This is a genomic window from Shewanella sp. AC34-MNA-CIBAN-0136 (assembly GCF_040309945.1).
Lineage (GTDB): Bacteria > Pseudomonadota > Gammaproteobacteria > Enterobacterales > Shewanellaceae > Shewanella.
Map to the genome: position 1 here is coordinate 157,214 of NZ_JBEOPJ010000006.1, position 14,412 is coordinate 171,625.

Annotated in this window: 15 protein-coding genes and 1 riboswitch; of the genes, 10 read left to right on the forward strand and 5 right to left on the reverse strand. The window is 42.3% G+C overall.

Annotation, left to right across the window (positions count from 1 at the left end; genetic code table 11):
* Positions 1-232 precede the first annotated feature (232 nt).
* Genes AAEY94_RS08065 through AAEY94_RS08075 form a run of 3 tightly spaced genes read left to right on the forward strand, consistent with a single transcriptional unit; the run spans position 233 to position 1,896 of the window.
* Entirely contained in the window at positions 233-808 is a 576-nt protein-coding gene (locus AAEY94_RS08065; protein ID WP_350978313.1) for a DUF2975 domain-containing protein, read from the forward strand.
* Positions 808-1,017: a helix-turn-helix domain-containing protein gene (locus AAEY94_RS08070; RefSeq protein ID WP_011639279.1), complete on the forward strand. Its 210-nt coding sequence runs from the start codon at positions 808-810 to the stop codon at positions 1,015-1,017. The genes AAEY94_RS08065 and AAEY94_RS08070 overlap by 1 nt, the downstream gene beginning before the upstream one ends.
* 15 nt (positions 1,018-1,032) lie before the next feature.
* The gene (locus AAEY94_RS08075) at positions 1,033-1,896 is read left to right on the forward strand and encodes an alpha/beta hydrolase (protein ID WP_350978315.1); all 864 of its coding nucleotides are present in this window, start codon (positions 1,033-1,035) and stop codon (positions 1,894-1,896) included.
* Between the two features lie 63 nt (positions 1,897-1,959).
* On the opposite strand, the gene AAEY94_RS08080 is transcribed toward AAEY94_RS08075, so the two are convergent.
* The 4 genes from AAEY94_RS08080 to ribB all read right to left on the reverse strand — a co-directional run bounded on the left by AAEY94_RS08080 (position 1,960) and on the right by ribB (position 4,105).
* Positions 1,960-2,346: a VOC family protein gene (locus AAEY94_RS08080; RefSeq protein ID WP_350978317.1), complete on the reverse strand. Its 387-nt coding sequence runs from the start codon at positions 2,344-2,346 to the stop codon at positions 1,960-1,962.
* A 103-nt stretch (positions 2,347-2,449) separates the two neighbouring features.
* Entirely contained in the window at positions 2,450-2,824 is a 375-nt protein-coding gene (locus AAEY94_RS08085; RefSeq protein ID WP_162024120.1) for a DUF3703 domain-containing protein, read from the reverse strand.
* 2 nt (positions 2,825-2,826) lie between these two features.
* Entirely contained in the window at positions 2,827-3,090 is a 264-nt protein-coding gene (locus tag AAEY94_RS08090) for a hypothetical protein (protein ID WP_350978320.1), read from the reverse strand.
* 358 nt (positions 3,091-3,448) lie between these two features.
* Positions 3,449-4,105, reverse strand: coding sequence for a 3,4-dihydroxy-2-butanone-4-phosphate synthase (gene ribB / locus AAEY94_RS08095; RefSeq protein ID WP_182744069.1), 657 nt, complete (start codon positions 4,103-4,105; stop codon positions 3,449-3,451).
* Between the two features lie 94 nt (positions 4,106-4,199).
* A riboswitch (FMN riboswitch) is annotated at positions 4,200-4,370 on the reverse strand.
* Positions 4,371-4,645: 275 nt separating this feature from the next.
* Here ribB and AAEY94_RS08100 point away from each other — a divergent pair.
* Positions 4,646-5,176, forward strand: a complete 531-nt coding sequence (locus tag AAEY94_RS08100; protein WP_101088556.1) for a thioesterase family protein — start codon at positions 4,646-4,648, stop codon at positions 5,174-5,176.
* 97 nt (positions 5,177-5,273) lie between these two features.
* Positions 5,274-5,960, forward strand: a complete 687-nt coding sequence (locus AAEY94_RS08105) for a DNA-3-methyladenine glycosylase I (RefSeq protein ID WP_350978322.1) — start codon at positions 5,274-5,276, stop codon at positions 5,958-5,960.
* Between the two features lie 17 nt (positions 5,961-5,977).
* On the opposite strand, the gene AAEY94_RS08110 is transcribed toward AAEY94_RS08105, so the two are convergent.
* Positions 5,978-6,595 carry a TetR/AcrR family transcriptional regulator gene (locus tag AAEY94_RS08110; protein ID WP_350978324.1) on the reverse strand — a complete coding sequence of 206 codons (618 nt, stop codon included), beginning with the start codon at positions 6,593-6,595 and terminating at the stop codon, positions 5,978-5,980.
* A 96-nt stretch (positions 6,596-6,691) separates the two neighbouring features.
* Between AAEY94_RS08110 and AAEY94_RS08115 the strand changes: the two genes are divergently transcribed.
* From AAEY94_RS08115 to AAEY94_RS08135, 5 genes are all read left to right on the forward strand, one after another.
* On the forward strand, positions 6,692-7,801 hold the full coding sequence (locus AAEY94_RS08115) for an MBL fold metallo-hydrolase (RefSeq protein ID WP_350978325.1): 1,110 nt from the start codon (positions 6,692-6,694) through the stop codon (positions 7,799-7,801).
* Positions 7,802-8,128: 327 nt separating this feature from the next.
* Positions 8,129-9,277: an efflux RND transporter periplasmic adaptor subunit gene (locus tag AAEY94_RS08120; protein WP_101088552.1), complete on the forward strand. Its 1,149-nt coding sequence runs from the start codon at positions 8,129-8,131 to the stop codon at positions 9,275-9,277.
* Positions 9,278-9,286: 9 nt separating this feature from the next.
* Positions 9,287-12,442: an efflux RND transporter permease subunit gene (locus AAEY94_RS08125; RefSeq protein WP_350978328.1), complete on the forward strand. Its 3,156-nt coding sequence runs from the start codon at positions 9,287-9,289 to the stop codon at positions 12,440-12,442.
* Between the two features lie 418 nt (positions 12,443-12,860).
* Positions 12,861-13,400: a hypothetical protein gene (locus tag AAEY94_RS08130; protein ID WP_162024116.1), complete on the forward strand. Its 540-nt coding sequence runs from the start codon at positions 12,861-12,863 to the stop codon at positions 13,398-13,400.
* A 304-nt stretch (positions 13,401-13,704) separates the two neighbouring features.
* Positions 13,705-14,400, forward strand: a complete 696-nt coding sequence (locus tag AAEY94_RS08135; protein ID WP_502959391.1) for a lytic transglycosylase domain-containing protein — start codon at positions 13,705-13,707, stop codon at positions 14,398-14,400.
* Positions 14,401-14,412: the final 12 nt, after the last annotated feature.

A 14,412-nucleotide genomic window follows, 5' to 3' on the forward strand; every position in this document is an offset into this window, starting at 1 on the left:
TGCTTTTTTTTTGCTGTTCAATCGACAATAAGTATACCCATTTCGCACTAAATTCATCACAGCCAGTAAACTACAGCATCTACTTTAGGTATTAAATTCAACAAACTGATCTTGCTGTTCACGTTATATATATCGTTACGGCAAACTTAAAAATATCGTTTATCGATAATTTATTGCTGATAAAAGGTTTGTGTGTTAACTTCAGTTTAACATTAACCAGCTTAGAATGATCATGGATAGAATTGTCTCGTTAAGTAAATGGATTAAATTGCTGATTGTATTTTTAGCTTTATTACAAGTCACTAGTTATAGCAGCACTATGGTGTTCGGAGAATTCCAAGCGGGTGAATATGTGTTAACCATTGATTGGTGGGGTTGGTTTAGCAGCTATCTAGCTGTCGACTTTGGTACACCTTGGCAAGCTCTCGCTCAAAGCCTTTATGATGCGGGATTTCATCCTGGGATCATTCTGGGCAGTGTTGAAATTCTACCTTACCTGTTTATTTACTCTTTTCTCTACCAACTTTTTGGTCTGTATCAGCAAGGTCATGTGTTTACTCCACGTAACTTCCGCTGCTTGAGCCGTATTGCCTTAGTATTTTTAGTCTGGATTTTACTCAGCCTTTTCTACCCGATGATCATCGCATTTACATTGCACTTTAGTGGTACATCTAGTGCGGTACCTGTTTATTTTAGCCTTGGCAGTCAAGAATTAAAGTATGCACTTTTCGGAATGATTTTTTACTGTGTGGCATGGGTAATGAAGCATGCAACTGAGCTTCAAGAAGAGGCGGAGTTGACAATTTAATGGCCATAATTATTGAGCTGGATGTGATGTTGGCAAGGCGAAAAATGAAGTCCACTGAACTAGCTGAATTGATAGGTATAACCCCTCAAAATTTGTCGGTGCTTAGAAGTGGCCGCGCAAAAGCGATTCGGTTTTCGACACTAGACGCTATTTGCCAGCATTTACAATGCTCGCCAGGTGACATTTTAGTCCACAAGGACGATGAATAAATTAAGGACAATAATATGCAAAATTTGCTTAAAAAAATAACCACAGTAGCAATGTTAGGCACCACAATGCTGGTTACTTCAGGGTGTACTATGCGCCTAAGTGAAAGCACCTTTATTGCCAGCGATGAAGTCCCCACAGCCTTTACCGCTGAGTTTACTCAACAATTACAGCAGGCGATGCCTAATCATTTGATTACCCCAGTCAGCTTAGAGTCAATTGATCACGTTAAGTTAAATGGTTTTTATATCGATAACCCCAATAGCCTTACAACCTTGGTCTTTTATCAAGGCAACGGCATGAAAATCGAACCACATGGCCTGTCGGTACTGACCACATTATCAACGCTCAATACCGATATTTTAGTAATGGATCGTCGTGGATTAGGGGCAAGTGAAGGCCAACCAAACATTAACAATATTATTGCAGATGCACAGCAACAACTGGATTATTTACATCAGCAATATCAGCCTGAAAAAGTGATATTGCACGGTTACTCTCTAGGCAGTTTTATTGCCGCTGATTTAGCAAAAAATAATAAAATAGATGCGCTGGTTTTACACGGTTCAGCAACTAATGCAGACGACTGGGTTGATGAAAAAACACCGTGGTATATGGCACCGTTTATGACTTTGGAAATGTCAGAAGATTTTCGTAAAACAGATAATAAGCAAGTGGTCGCGCAATATTATCAAGGGCCATTATTAGTCATTGCGGCAGAAGATGATGAAGAAGTCCCGCCTGAACTGTCTGAAAAACTGTTTGTCGCTAGTCAGTCAGCCAATAAGCAGTTAATTATGGTGCCCAACGTTGGCCATCAAGGCATGTTAGACGATGCCAATACCATGAGTCAGTATCAAACGTTTATTACGGCATTGTGATTTAGTTTGTCTCCAAGTTAATTTCACATGGATGTGAACAGATTCATTAAGCCACAATAGTTGCTATTGACCTAAAGGCGGCTGCCATAATTCGACTTTATTACCTTCAGGATCGATGACCCACGCAAACTTGCCGTATTCAGATTCATCTATTTTATCGAGGACATTACAGCCTTCTGCTTTGAGGGCTGCGATGACAGCGTGAAGGTCTTCAACGCGATAGTTGATCATAAATGAGGCTTGGCTTGGGGAGAATTGGTCGCTTTTCTCTGAACTCACCGCCCAGATAGTGGTTCCACCTAAGGGCTTGTTATTTGAGTCGCTCCAAGAAAAAGCCGCGCCGCCCCATTCTTGAACATCAATGCCCAGATGACGCTTGTACCAAGCCTGCAATGCAGGTGCATCTTTTGCTTTAAAAAATATGCCGCCGATACCAGTGACGCGTTTCATGTGAACCTCCATATATCATGTTTAAAGCTGAAAACTAGTGATGGATTTAATATTCTTTAGGTCGTTATACCGGATGATTCAACTAAGGCATCTGTAAATCTTTCTAGCTCGTTGATATATCGTTTTTTACTTTCGCTATAATTACGGCATGCTCTGGCTTAATGGGCATAACTTTTACTGGGCTAACATTGCTACCGCCAGTATTTCCCGTTGGTACGCCTTTTATTGCAGTTAATAAAGCCGCCCCAATGATACGAATAATTTGACCGATGGCTTCGTTAATATCACGCTGTTTTATTGCCCAACGCAGCATTAAATAATGCACTTTTACATGCCAATAGGTTGATTCCTGCCCAAGCACGTGAGCATTCTCAAGGTATACAAATGAATCTGCAACATTACCTAAACGGTCGGATCGATCTGCTTCAGATAACTGCTCTTGCACGTATGGGGTGATGTTTTTGGTAAAATTATTCAATGTTATTTGCCCAACTTATTATCCTCAGTCGAATTTCTGTCGCTATTTTGTTGAACTTCAGGGTACAACCAGTTAAAAAATTGAGCAAAAAAATAATAAAGCGCTGTCATTAGGGCGGCATAAATACCGATATCAACAATACCCGGTAAGTCCGATAAACCAGTGAAGCTATCTTCCAAAGAATATTGCAGAAAACCTGCTACTGCACTGGAGCAAATTAGCGTTAAGTAAAGAGATAGTGTGCTAGTCGTATTCCATTTACTCATAATCGTCCTTTATTTCATGTTGACTAATTCTCAAGGGAATCCGTGAGGCAAATCTATTGCGGTTATTTATCCTGCTTTTTTTAGTCTGTAATGTAAAGTGTTGCATGCCCTAAGCATACTAGTTGAGTTCAAATGAGAGTGGGTGCAGCGATGACTCCTGGATAGTGACAGGGGCAACAGGGCGGTTATGGATGGCGAATATCGAGTCAAAAAAGTATTAACCCGCATGGTTTTATTGTCTACAACCAGCATGATTTCAAGCATAAAAAAAGAGGTGCTTTGCACCTCTTAATCGTGTTATTTCATATTCATTCACAACAGATAAGTGGCTGGTTATGAATGACGTATTAGTAACATATTACGCCAGCTTTAAATCATACTGGTTACGGTACATCACCATGTCTTCGATGGTGAGTACAGGCATGTTGTGCTTAAGGCCAAAGGCGATAATTTCTGGTGTTTTGGCCATGCTGCCATCTTCGTTGGCCAGTTCGCATAATACGCCAGCTGGCATTAAGCCTGCCATTTGCATTAAGTCGACAGTGCCTTCGGTATGACCGCGACGAGACATCACTCCGCCAGCGCGAGCACGTAATGGGAATACGTGTCCAGGATGAGCCAAGTCAGATGCTTTGGCATCGCGGTTTGCGGCAGTTTTAATGGTGGTCACGCGATCTTGAGCGGAAACGCCAGTGGTAACACCGTGCTTTGCTTCAATAGAGATGGTAAACGCAGTTTGATTGGCGCTGTTGTTATTAATAACCATCGGCGGCAATTGTAATTTGTTGGCGTGTTCGTCAGTTAAGCATAAACACACAATACCGCTGCATTCGCGGATCATTAATGCCATTTGGGCTGTGGTTAAGTGCTCGACAGAATAAATTATGTCGCCTTCATTTTCACGATCTTCATCGTCTAGCAATAATACGCCTCGGCCTTCTCTTAGCGCGGCTAGTGCGAGTTCTACTCGGGTGATTGGATCGCCAAATTCGGCAAGTAGTGATAACTGATTCATGGTTGTACTCCTAAAATGACCAGAATCAGGGCTTGTAAAGAGGGATATAAATCCAAAACAAATTGCATCAACAAGCCGGGGCTAATTGATGTATCTCTATTCTCTCTCATCCGGACTGTAACCGTCGGCTCTGGACTGTTAGACATTACTCATGAGTAAATACCTAAGTCACCAGATCTGCTGACCTCGACGAATCGAGCGCTCGCGGGCTCACTTTTTCAAGTTTACCGCCGGTGGGGAATTGCGCCCCGCCCTGAGAATTATAAACAATGTGTTTGCGCTGATTTGGCTGTAATCGACTCAACGACTACGGCGTTATTGTTAGTAAGTTACGTGAAACTCAGTTAACTCACTGTCAATTTAATCAAAACGCCTCGCTATGTTAATCAGTTAAGCCACAGATGAAAAGGGGGATAAGTCTCAAAAAGAGTAACAAATAAAGTGTAATGCCAATTTTGTGCTACCAAATACAGCTAAAGCCGCTTGCTCGCTGGTATGACCTTTGTTAGCCTGTCGCGCTTACATTAGGAGTAACCGTGCATGAATCTGTATTTTCGTATTATTTTGTTGTTTTTATGGCGAATAGGTCATTGTAAAAGTATTGGTTTTTTAGGCACTAGCCGAATTGATTATCGTGCTTTACCGTTAGATTGCGATATCAATATGCATTTAACTAACTCGCGTTATCCTGCTTTTATGGATTTAGCGCGCACCTATTTGATTGCCGAAATGGGTTTGATGAAACAGTTTCTAAAAAACAAATGGTTACCGATAGTGAATGCGGCAGAGTTTACTTATATCCGCGATATTAAGCCGTTTGAAAAGTTTACCATTGAAACTAAAATCGTTGGTTGGGACGAAAAATACTTTTATATTGAGCATCGTATGGTTACCGCCCGTGGTTTACATTGCATTGCGCATGTTCGTGGTGTGTTTGTATGTCGAGGTAAACAAGTGCCTATTGAAACCTTAATTGCTGCTGCCGGTTACACAGGTGACACACCTGAAATGCCTGCTGAAGTGGTTAAATGGAAACAGTTTTTACAACTTAAAAAAGAACGTAATATATAGCGTTAGTTGTTTTTGGTATCAATGTTAATGTTTAAAGATCAACAAGCCTTTATCTGCCGTATTGGCAGATTATTGCTTGGGTTAAAGGAGCTACGCGGTGGCATTAGAAAAGTTCAGTAATATTTGGGCGCGAGCATGTGAGCGTAAAGGCGGGCCAGCGGCAGTTAAGTCATTGCTGCCTGGCACTCTCGATGCCGATGAAATCAGCGAATATACTGATGCGCAGTTATTGTCTGTTATGAGTAAACGCGTGTTTCAAAGCGGCTTTGTGTGGCGAGTGGTTGACAATAAATGGCCTGCTTATGAAAAAGCCTTTTTTGACTTTGAACCAATGAAAGTGCTGATGCTGTCACCCGATCAAATTCAACAGCGAGCAACCGACCCAGTGCTTATTCGGCATCAAAAGAAAACTCAGGCGATTGTTGATAATGCTTATATGATCCAGCAGATTAATGCAGAACACGGCAGTTTTGCGGAATTTATTGCTCATTGGCCAAGCGATGACATTACTGGTTTGTGGCAAGTGCTTAAAAAGCGCGGCACCCGTTTAGGTGGCAATACTGGGCCTTATTTTTTACGTGCAATAGGTAAAGATACCTTTTTATTAAGCCAAGATGTGCAGTCATATTTAACTGCTCATAACGTCGTTGATGCTGGCTTTACATCGCAAACCGCTTTACGCCAAACCCAAGCTGCATTCAATCATTGGCAACAAGAATCTGGCATGAGTTTAGCGCATATCAGCCGTATTATTTCATTCGGTGTGGGTGATAACCGAGTGTAGAGTAGCCAACAATGTGCTTATGCCTGATAACGACATAAAAACATGGTAACGATGCTTGCGGCAATGTCATCTTTTTGTTGTTCGTTTAATGGCTCTTCGACTTGAAATATTAATGGCCAAAAACATTGGCCTTTAATCAAGCTTTGCACTTCTGTTTGGGCCCGTGCCACATTTTTTACTGTTAAGCGTCCGTCCAGCGTTGCTGCTTTAATCCAGCGCAAAATAGCCGTTTCTTCTTTAATTACCTTTTGTAATTCTTCTTGCATTTCAGTGGTATAAAACAGATGCCCAATCACCATTCGCGATACTTCAACGTGCTCTTCTGATTGAATGTAATCCATATCAAAACGCACCAACTGTTGCAGTTGTTCAGCCAAAGGTTGATGTGAGTCATATACCACAGAGGGTTGAGATAATGCTTGTTGCCATAAATCAGTCATCAAGGTCATCACCAAAGCTTCTTTGGTGGCAAAGTGGTTGTACACTGTTCGCTTAGACACTCCAGCTACTTCGGCTAATTTATCCATACTCGTTGCCGCAACCCCTAATTCTTTAAAGGTTGTTCTAGCTGCTTCAATAATCGCGGCGCGTTTAATCTGGCTGCGTGTTTGCTTTTCTGTGTTCATTGGTTTCATCTAATCAATCTTATTGTAATATTTTACACTGAGTAGTTTACTTTTCAATAAGGGATTATTAAACTACACCGTGTAGTTTACTTTTGGAAGCGATAGATGAAAATATTAATGAGTCTTTTAGTCGCGCTTGGTGCATTGATTGTGATTATTTTGATCAATAAATATTGGACTGAATCGCGTGGACATAAGACACAAATCTTCAGCAATACCGATAAAGTCTATCAAGCGGGTATTAGCAGCTTATGGCCAATTGCCAAAGCCTATTGGTCGACAAAGCGTCAAGCGCCCATTCCCCAAGGTGTGATCCCATTAGAAACATTAACCCCAGAGATATTGGCTCAATCGACACAAGATACCGTTTATCGTTTAGGTCATTCGACGTTATTGATGCGTCTTGATGGCGAATATTTATTGATTGATCCGGTATTTAGCGAGCGAGCATCACCGGTGCAGTGGGCAGGACCGAAACGTTTTCATCAATCGCCAATCAGTATTGCTGATTTACCGGCAATAAAGGCGGTGATTATTAGCCATGATCATTACGATCACCTCGATAGCGCTGCCATTGAGCAATTGGCTACCAAGGTGCAACATTTTGTTACCCCACTTAAAGTGGGTAAGTACTTAACGGCTTGGGGCGTTGATCCTATTCAAGTGACCGAACTGGAATGGTGGCAGTCTGTTGAATTAAATGGCTTGAGTATTACCGCGACACCAGCGCAACATTTTTCAGGCCGTGGCTTGCTTGATCGGAACCAAACCTTATGGGCGAGTTGGGTTATTCAAGGTTTACAACATAAGGTGTTTTTTAGCGGAGACAGCGGCTATTTTAATGGATTTAAAGAAATTGGTGAGCGTTATGGGCCATTTGATCTCAGCATGATTGAAACGGGCGCCTATAATGAATTGTGGAGTGATATTCATATGTTGCCAGAGCAAAGCCTACAGGCGCATATTGATGTTAAAGCAAAGGCAATGATGCCAGTACACAATGGCACTTTTGATTTAGCGTTACATGATTGGTTTGAGCCTTTTGAACGTATCAACCTGTTAGCTAAACAGCAAAATGTCACCTTGTTAACGCCAAAATTTGGTCAAGCGGTGATGTTAGCCAATCCGCAAGCTAGCGAGTTGTGGTGGCGTGCCATTATGCTTGAGCCACAAAAAACAGATGAATTAAATAAGGTTGTCATCAACAATAACTAAGTTAATGTATTAACAGCGAACGTAGGCATGGATAGTTAATCCATAAATTGACTTTACCAGCATGTTACCAGGTAGTGTATTTAATGACTTAATAGGTAATGTTTGTTTGATTACCTGCGTATCGATTACAGTTTGATAACATATTCAATATATTTAACTGAAACTTATTATTTATTTACAATTTATTCGCATTAGCTTAGTTGTTTGAATTTTATACCTATGCGATAAAGTACACAGAAAATTTAACAGTTTAATTTTAGCTATTTTCAAATGAAATTCCTCAAGACTGAGGTGTCATATTGAAAATAAATTGGAGTAGGAGCACTCATGCACAAAGCATTGAAAGTCGCCGCAGTTATTTCTGCTGCATTATGGATTACCGCATGTGGTCAAGGGGATGAAAATGCCCAGTCACAGCAACCGCGACCACCTACACCCGTTGGCGTGATGACAGTTGAAGCAATTTCGCAAGCGATTAAGGTTGAATTACCGGGTCGAAGCCGTGCCTTTTTAGAAGCTGAAGTGCGTCCACAAGTGTCAGGTATTATCACTAAGCGTGCTTTTACCGAAGGCACCGAAGTTAAACAAGGTCAATCTCTGTATCAAATTGATGCAGCCACTTATAAAGCGGCATTAGTGAGTGCAGAAGCCGATCTTGCTAGCGCAAATGCGGGTTTAGCCTCAGCAAAAGCCAAAGCGGCGCGTTATGCCAAATTAGTCAAAACCAATGCAGTCAGTAAGCAAGATTTTGACGAGACGGAAGCGTTATTTAAAGAAGCACAAGCTTCAGTAGCGGTAGCTAAAGCCGCTATTAATACCGCGACCATCAACACCGAATATACTGAAGTTAAAGCACCGATCTCTGGTCGTATTGGTAAGTCATCTGTTACTGCTGGCGCGTTAGTGACCGCTAATCAAAGTAATACCTTAGCGACAATTCAACAGCTTGATCCGATTAACATCGACATCGTTCAGTCAAGTGCACAATTATTGCGTTTAAAAGCCAATTTACGTTCAGGCCAGTTATTGAAAAGTGACAATGCTAAAGTGACCTTAATTCTTGAAGACGGCAGAACATACGATCAACAAGGTATATTACAATTTGCTGAAGTGAATGTAGACGAAACTACCGGTTCAGTGACGTTACGTGCCGAGTTCCCTAACCCTGACGGTACCTTGTTACCCGGTATGTATGTGCGTGCGCTATTAAATGCTGGCCAAGACCCACAAGCTATTTTAGTGCCTCAACGTGCCATTACCCGTAATTCCAAAGGCCAAGCGGTTGCAATGATAGTAAACCAAGACAGTAATGTTGAAATGCGCGTGGTACAAACCGCTGAAGTGATTGGTCATCAATGGCGTATTGTCGATGGTTTGTCTGTTGGCGATAAGTTAATTGTCGAAGGATTACAAAAAATCCGCCCTGGTGCACCGGTTTCTGCACAGGTGTTAACGGCTGACCAACCACAAAAGTAGGGAATCATTATGGCTCGTTTTTTTATTGATCGCCCTATTTTTGCGTGGGTGATTGCACTATTAATTATGCTTGCAGGTGTGTTAGCCATCAGAGGCTTACCCATTGCACAGTATCCAAGTATTGCACCGCCAACCGTAGTGATCAGTGCTTTCTATCCTGGTGCGTCTGCCAAAACCATGGAAGACACAGTCACTCAGGTGATTGAGCAGCGCATGACTGGGCTTGATCACTTACGCTATATTTCTTCAACCAGTGACAGTTTTGGTAATGCGAAGATTACCCTAACGTTTAATGCAGAGGCTGATCCAGATATTGCTCAAGTACAAGTTCAGAATAAGCTGCAAGCGGCTACGCCATTGTTGCCTACTGAAGTTCAACAGCAAGGTGTACAAGTTAACAAGTCCAGTTCTGGATTTTTAATGGTACTTGGTTTTGTGTCTTCTGACGGTTCGATGGGCAAAAGCGATATTTCTGATTATGTTGCTGCCAACGTTCAAGACCCAATGAGCCGTGTACCTGGTGTGGGTGAACTCACGCTTTTTGGTGCGCAGTATGCGATGCGTATTTGGTTAGACCCGTTTAAGTTAACTCAATACAAATTAACCAGTATTGATATTATTGCGGCAATACGTGAGCAAAATGCCCAGATATCAGCAGGACAATTAGGTGGTGCCCCCTCGGTTGCAGGTCAAGAACTTAACGCGACCGTATCAGCACAGAGCCGCTTACAAACCCCTGAGCAATTTAAGCAAATTATTGTTAAATCTGACTCATCAGGTGCCAATGTTTATTTAGGCGATGTCGCCAGAGTGGAGTTAGGTGCAGAAAGCTACGCAGTAGACTCATATTACAATGGTAAACCAGCGTCGGGCCTTGCATTCAAGCTGGCTACAGGCGCGAATGCGTTAGACACTGCAGAAGGCATTAAAGCCAAAGTTAATGAGATGAAAGAGTTTTTTCCTCAGGGACTTGAAGTCGTTTATCCCTATGATACAACGCCATTCGTAGAGCAATCGATAGAAGGTGTTGTGCACACATTGATAGAAGCCATTGTGTTGGTATTCTTGATTATGTATCTGTTCTTACAAAATTTTAGAGCAACGCTTATTCCTACCATCGCTGTACCAGTAGTATTGCTAGGTACGTTTGCGGTGCTATCAGCAGCAGGTTTCACCATCAACACCTTAACCATGTTTGCCATGGTGTTGGCCATTGGTTTGCTGGTGGACGATGCGATTGTGGTGGTGGAAAACGTCGAACGCGTGATGTCGGAAGAAGGCTTAAGTCCGCTGGAAGCCACCCGTAAATCGATGGACCAAATTACCAGTGCGTTAGTGGGTATTGGTTTGACCCTGTCAGCTGTATTTGTACCAATGGCATTTATGTCTGGGTCGACAGGGGTTATTTATCGTCAGTTCTCGATCACCATTGTATCGGCTATGGCCTTGTCGGTGTTTGTGGCAATTGTACTAACGCCTGCGTTATGTGCCACCATGCTAAAGCCTGTTAAAAAAGGCCATACTCATGCAGATACCGGTTTCTTCGGTTGGTTTAACCGTAAATTTGATGCCATGACATCACGTTATGAATCAAGTGTTGGCAGTATTTTAAAGCGTTCATTCCGTGTCATGTTGATCTACGTTGGTTTGGTTATCGCAGTGGCCTGGATTTTCTTACGCATGCCAACTGCATTTTTACCCGATGAAGACCAAGGTATCTTGTTTACCCAAGCTATTTTGCCAACCAACTCAACCCAAGAAAGCACGGTTAAGGTCTTAAAAGAGGTATCCGACTATTACCTTACCGAAGAGAAAGACCTCGTAAATTCAGTGTTTACTGTGGCGGGCTTTAGTTTTGCGGGTTCTGGTCAAAACATGGGTATTGCGTTTGTGAGCCTAAAAGATTGGTCCACACGTGAAGCGCCGGGTGAAGATGTTAAGTCGTTAGCGGGTCGAGCTATGGGTCGCTTTATGCAAATTAAAGAAGCCTTAGTGTTTGCCTTTGTGCCGCCATCAGTGATTGAACTTGGTACCGCAAATGGTTTTGACGTTTACTTAAAAGACTTAAACGGTCAAGGACATGCCAAGTTAATTGAGGCGCGTAATCAATTATTGGGCATGGCTGCGCAAAACGCTAACCTTGTAGGGGTTCGTCCAAATGGCCAAGAAGATGCGCCTATCTATAAAATTAATGTTAATCACGCCAAATTACGTGCTTTAGACATTGATATTAATAGTGTGAACAGTGTTTTGGGTACCGCGTGGGGTGGGTCGTATGTGAATGACTTTATCGACCGTGGCCGAGTTAAGAAAGTTTATGTTCAGGGTGAGGCTAAATACCGTATGCAACCTGGCGACTTAGACTCTTGGTATGTGCGTAACAATAATGGTGAAATGGTGCCGTTTTCGGCATTCGCATCAGGTTCCTGGGAGTTTGGTTCACCTCAGTTACAACGTTTTAACGGTGTGCCTGCGGTTAACATTCAGGGCGCTACAGTCCCGGGCTACAGTACCGGTGCGGCGATGGATGCACTTGAGAAAATGGCTGAGAAGCTTCCACCTGGCTATGGCTTAGAGTGGAATGGTTTGTCGTACGAAGAGCGTTTGTCGGGTAACCAAGCGCCTAGCTTATATGCGTTATCTATTTTAATCGTATTTTTAGTGTTAGCGGCATTGTATGAAAGCTGGTCGGTACCATTATCGGTCATTTTAGTTGTTCCACTCGGGATTATTGGTGCCTTACTGGCAATGAGTGCTCGTGGTCTGCCTAATGACGTATTTTTCCAAGTAGGCTTGCTAACCACGGTGGGCTTGGCGACTAAAAATGCCATTCTAATTGTCGAGTTTGCTAAGGAATACTACGAGAAAGGCTCAGGCTTAATTGAGGCAACCTTGCATGCTGTTAGAGTACGTTTACGCCCAATTCTAATGACCTCTTTAGCATTTGGTCTAGGTGTTGTGCCATTAGCGATTAGCTCAGGAGTAGGCTCTGGTAGCCAAAATGCCATCGGTACTGCGGTATTGGGCGGTATGATGACCTCCACCTTCTTAGGTATCTTCTTTGTGCCGTTATTCTTTGTGGTGGTTGAACGCATTTTCAGTAAGCGTGAAAAACCGACTGAAGAGGAAAATGAAAAAGTGGATAATGATAGAAAAGATATTTAATTTTTTACATTATTGATTGTCAAAAGCCCAGTTTTGCTGGGCTTTTTTGTGACTATTGTTTCTCGATAGATGCAGCTGCTAATAAATAGCCTTAATGGTGTTAAGTCAGCATTATTAAACGATATTTTGATTATTTGTGCAGGGGAAACTGTAAATGTGTTTAAAAAACACTCTTGTGCGAATGGTTTTAGGTAGTTGATAAAACTAAAGATTAAAATTTTAACTGTATAGTATTCAACCGTGCTAGTACTATTTTTTGTGTTATAGTTAAGATCTGAATCAAAACAGTTTATTAACATCTATTGGTGTTTGGCTTACTCTTTTGTGGTTTATTTTTAGTAAAGGTATCGCCAATAAAGATGAACTTTTGATTAAATAATGATTATGATAGTGAATAACAATAATAAAGGATGTCACCATGCAGGCGCTGTTTATAAGCCTCACTTTAGCCGCTATTCTGGCTTATCTTTGGTATGCCAGTTTACTTAAAAAACGCACTTCAGCCATTGAAGCGCTGAAAGTGATCGACTCAAAAATTGATAAAAGACTGACATTGTTTACCGAGCTATGTCAGGAAAAACCATCTTATCCACGCCCTTTAACAGATGACCAACAAGCCCAGTTGGAGCAACTAAAACTGTTACAGCCCGAACATGATTGGGAACAACCGATTGAAGAGTCAAATATGGCTGGTGGCTCTTTGTCGGTATCGATAGCCGCTTGGCAGCAGATTGATCAAGGTTTAGAAGCGCTATTAGCTACAGTGAATAAAGACAAACTGAGTGCGGATCAGCTCGCTGAATATATACAGCTAGAGCTCGACTTTGTGCACGCAGAAGACTTTTACCGTAAAGCCGTAGATGAGTTAAACAGTGGGGTTAAAATTTTCCCAGGTTCGGCGGTGGCAAAATTCGCCCGTATCGCGCCGATGCCTATATTCGATCAAGTGCAGGAATAGTCACATGACATGGCGTAATCGGCAGACGCTATTGGGTATCGCTACCTTGTTGGCTTGTGTTTGCATACCTGTGCAGGTACAAGCCAAGCAAGTGGTTTATCCTGCCGTGGAAGACGTTGAAAAGCCGCAAATCAAAGCTAAGTATATTCCTGAGCAAGCCGCAGCAAAAAAGCAGTTATCGTTACAGCAATCTCAAACTACCACAGCTGAAAATCACCCAGCGCCGACTATAGAAACATATAACGTGTTGAGTCGCCGCAACACTAAGCCTGTTGATGAGCAATCAATTAATGATCAGCTGTCGTTGAATGCAGGCTATGTAGGAAACAAACAGAAACCGCGTACCTTAACCAATAATTATGCGTTAACGAAAGCGGGCACAGTATCGAGTAAGCCTCGTGTTAAAGCCAGTTACTCCGAAAATGGTATTGTCAGTGATTTAGGCGTTGAAAAGCGTAAAGTGTTTCAATACAAACAAACCAATGGGGTGATGGTGTTTAGCGACCAACAACCGCTGGATGCAGACTATCAAGTGTTATTGTATGAATGTTTTGCATGTCGGGTCGATTCGGTTATCGATTGGTATAAGATCCCATTATTTCCCTCACATTTCGCCGCCGACGTCGCTTTAGCCGCGCGGCAGTATCAGCTTGATCCTGCACTTATTCGAGCAGTGATCCATGCAGAATCAGCGTTTAAAATTGGCGCATTATCCAAAGCAGGTGCCAAAGGCCTAATGCAATTAATGCCAGGTACTGCTAGCGATATGGACGTCGATGATCCTTTCAATGCTCAACAGAATATTCGTGGGGGCAGTCGTTATCTTGCGCAGCTATTAAGCCAATTTAACGGCGACATTGACCTTGCGTGTGCGGCATACAATGCCGGCCCAACGACGGTGATGCAATACCGCGGTATACCGCCCTATCCTGAAACACAAGCTTATGTGAAGCGCGTAAAAATATTATTAAAACGCTACCAAAAAGCATTAGCCAGTTAATTTAAGGTATTT

What these genes read in the sequence shown, in the direction of transcription:
- AAEY94_RS08090 (WP_350978320.1), bottom strand. Translation starts at nt 3,090, where the DNA reads ATGAGTAAATGGAATACGACTAGCACACTATCTCTTTACTTAACGCTA.
- AAEY94_RS08070 (WP_011639279.1), top strand. Translation starts at nt 808, where the DNA reads ATGGCCATAATTATTGAGCTGGATGTGATGTTGGCAAGGCGAAAAATG.
- AAEY94_RS08125 (WP_350978328.1), top strand. Translation starts at nt 9,287, where the DNA reads ATGGCTCGTTTTTTTATTGATCGCCCTATTTTTGCGTGGGTGATTGCA.
- ribB (WP_182744069.1), bottom strand. Translation starts at nt 4,105, where the DNA reads ATGAATCAGTTATCACTACTTGCCGAATTTGGCGATCCAATCACCCGA.
- AAEY94_RS08100 (WP_101088556.1), top strand. Translation starts at nt 4,646, where the DNA reads ATGAATCTGTATTTTCGTATTATTTTGTTGTTTTTATGGCGAATAGGT.
- AAEY94_RS08065 (WP_350978313.1), top strand. Translation starts at nt 233, where the DNA reads ATGGATAGAATTGTCTCGTTAAGTAAATGGATTAAATTGCTGATTGTA.
- AAEY94_RS08080 (WP_350978317.1), bottom strand. Translation starts at nt 2,346, where the DNA reads ATGAAACGCGTCACTGGTATCGGCGGCATATTTTTTAAAGCAAAAGAT.
- AAEY94_RS08130 (WP_162024116.1), top strand. Translation starts at nt 12,861, where the DNA reads ATGCAGGCGCTGTTTATAAGCCTCACTTTAGCCGCTATTCTGGCTTAT.
- AAEY94_RS08075 (WP_350978315.1), top strand. Translation starts at nt 1,033, where the DNA reads ATGCAAAATTTGCTTAAAAAAATAACCACAGTAGCAATGTTAGGCACC.
- AAEY94_RS08120 (WP_101088552.1), top strand. Translation starts at nt 8,129, where the DNA reads ATGCACAAAGCATTGAAAGTCGCCGCAGTTATTTCTGCTGCATTATGG.
- AAEY94_RS08115 (WP_350978325.1), top strand. Translation starts at nt 6,692, where the DNA reads ATGAAAATATTAATGAGTCTTTTAGTCGCGCTTGGTGCATTGATTGTG.
- AAEY94_RS08110 (WP_350978324.1), bottom strand. Translation starts at nt 6,595, where the DNA reads ATGAAACCAATGAACACAGAAAAGCAAACACGCAGCCAGATTAAACGC.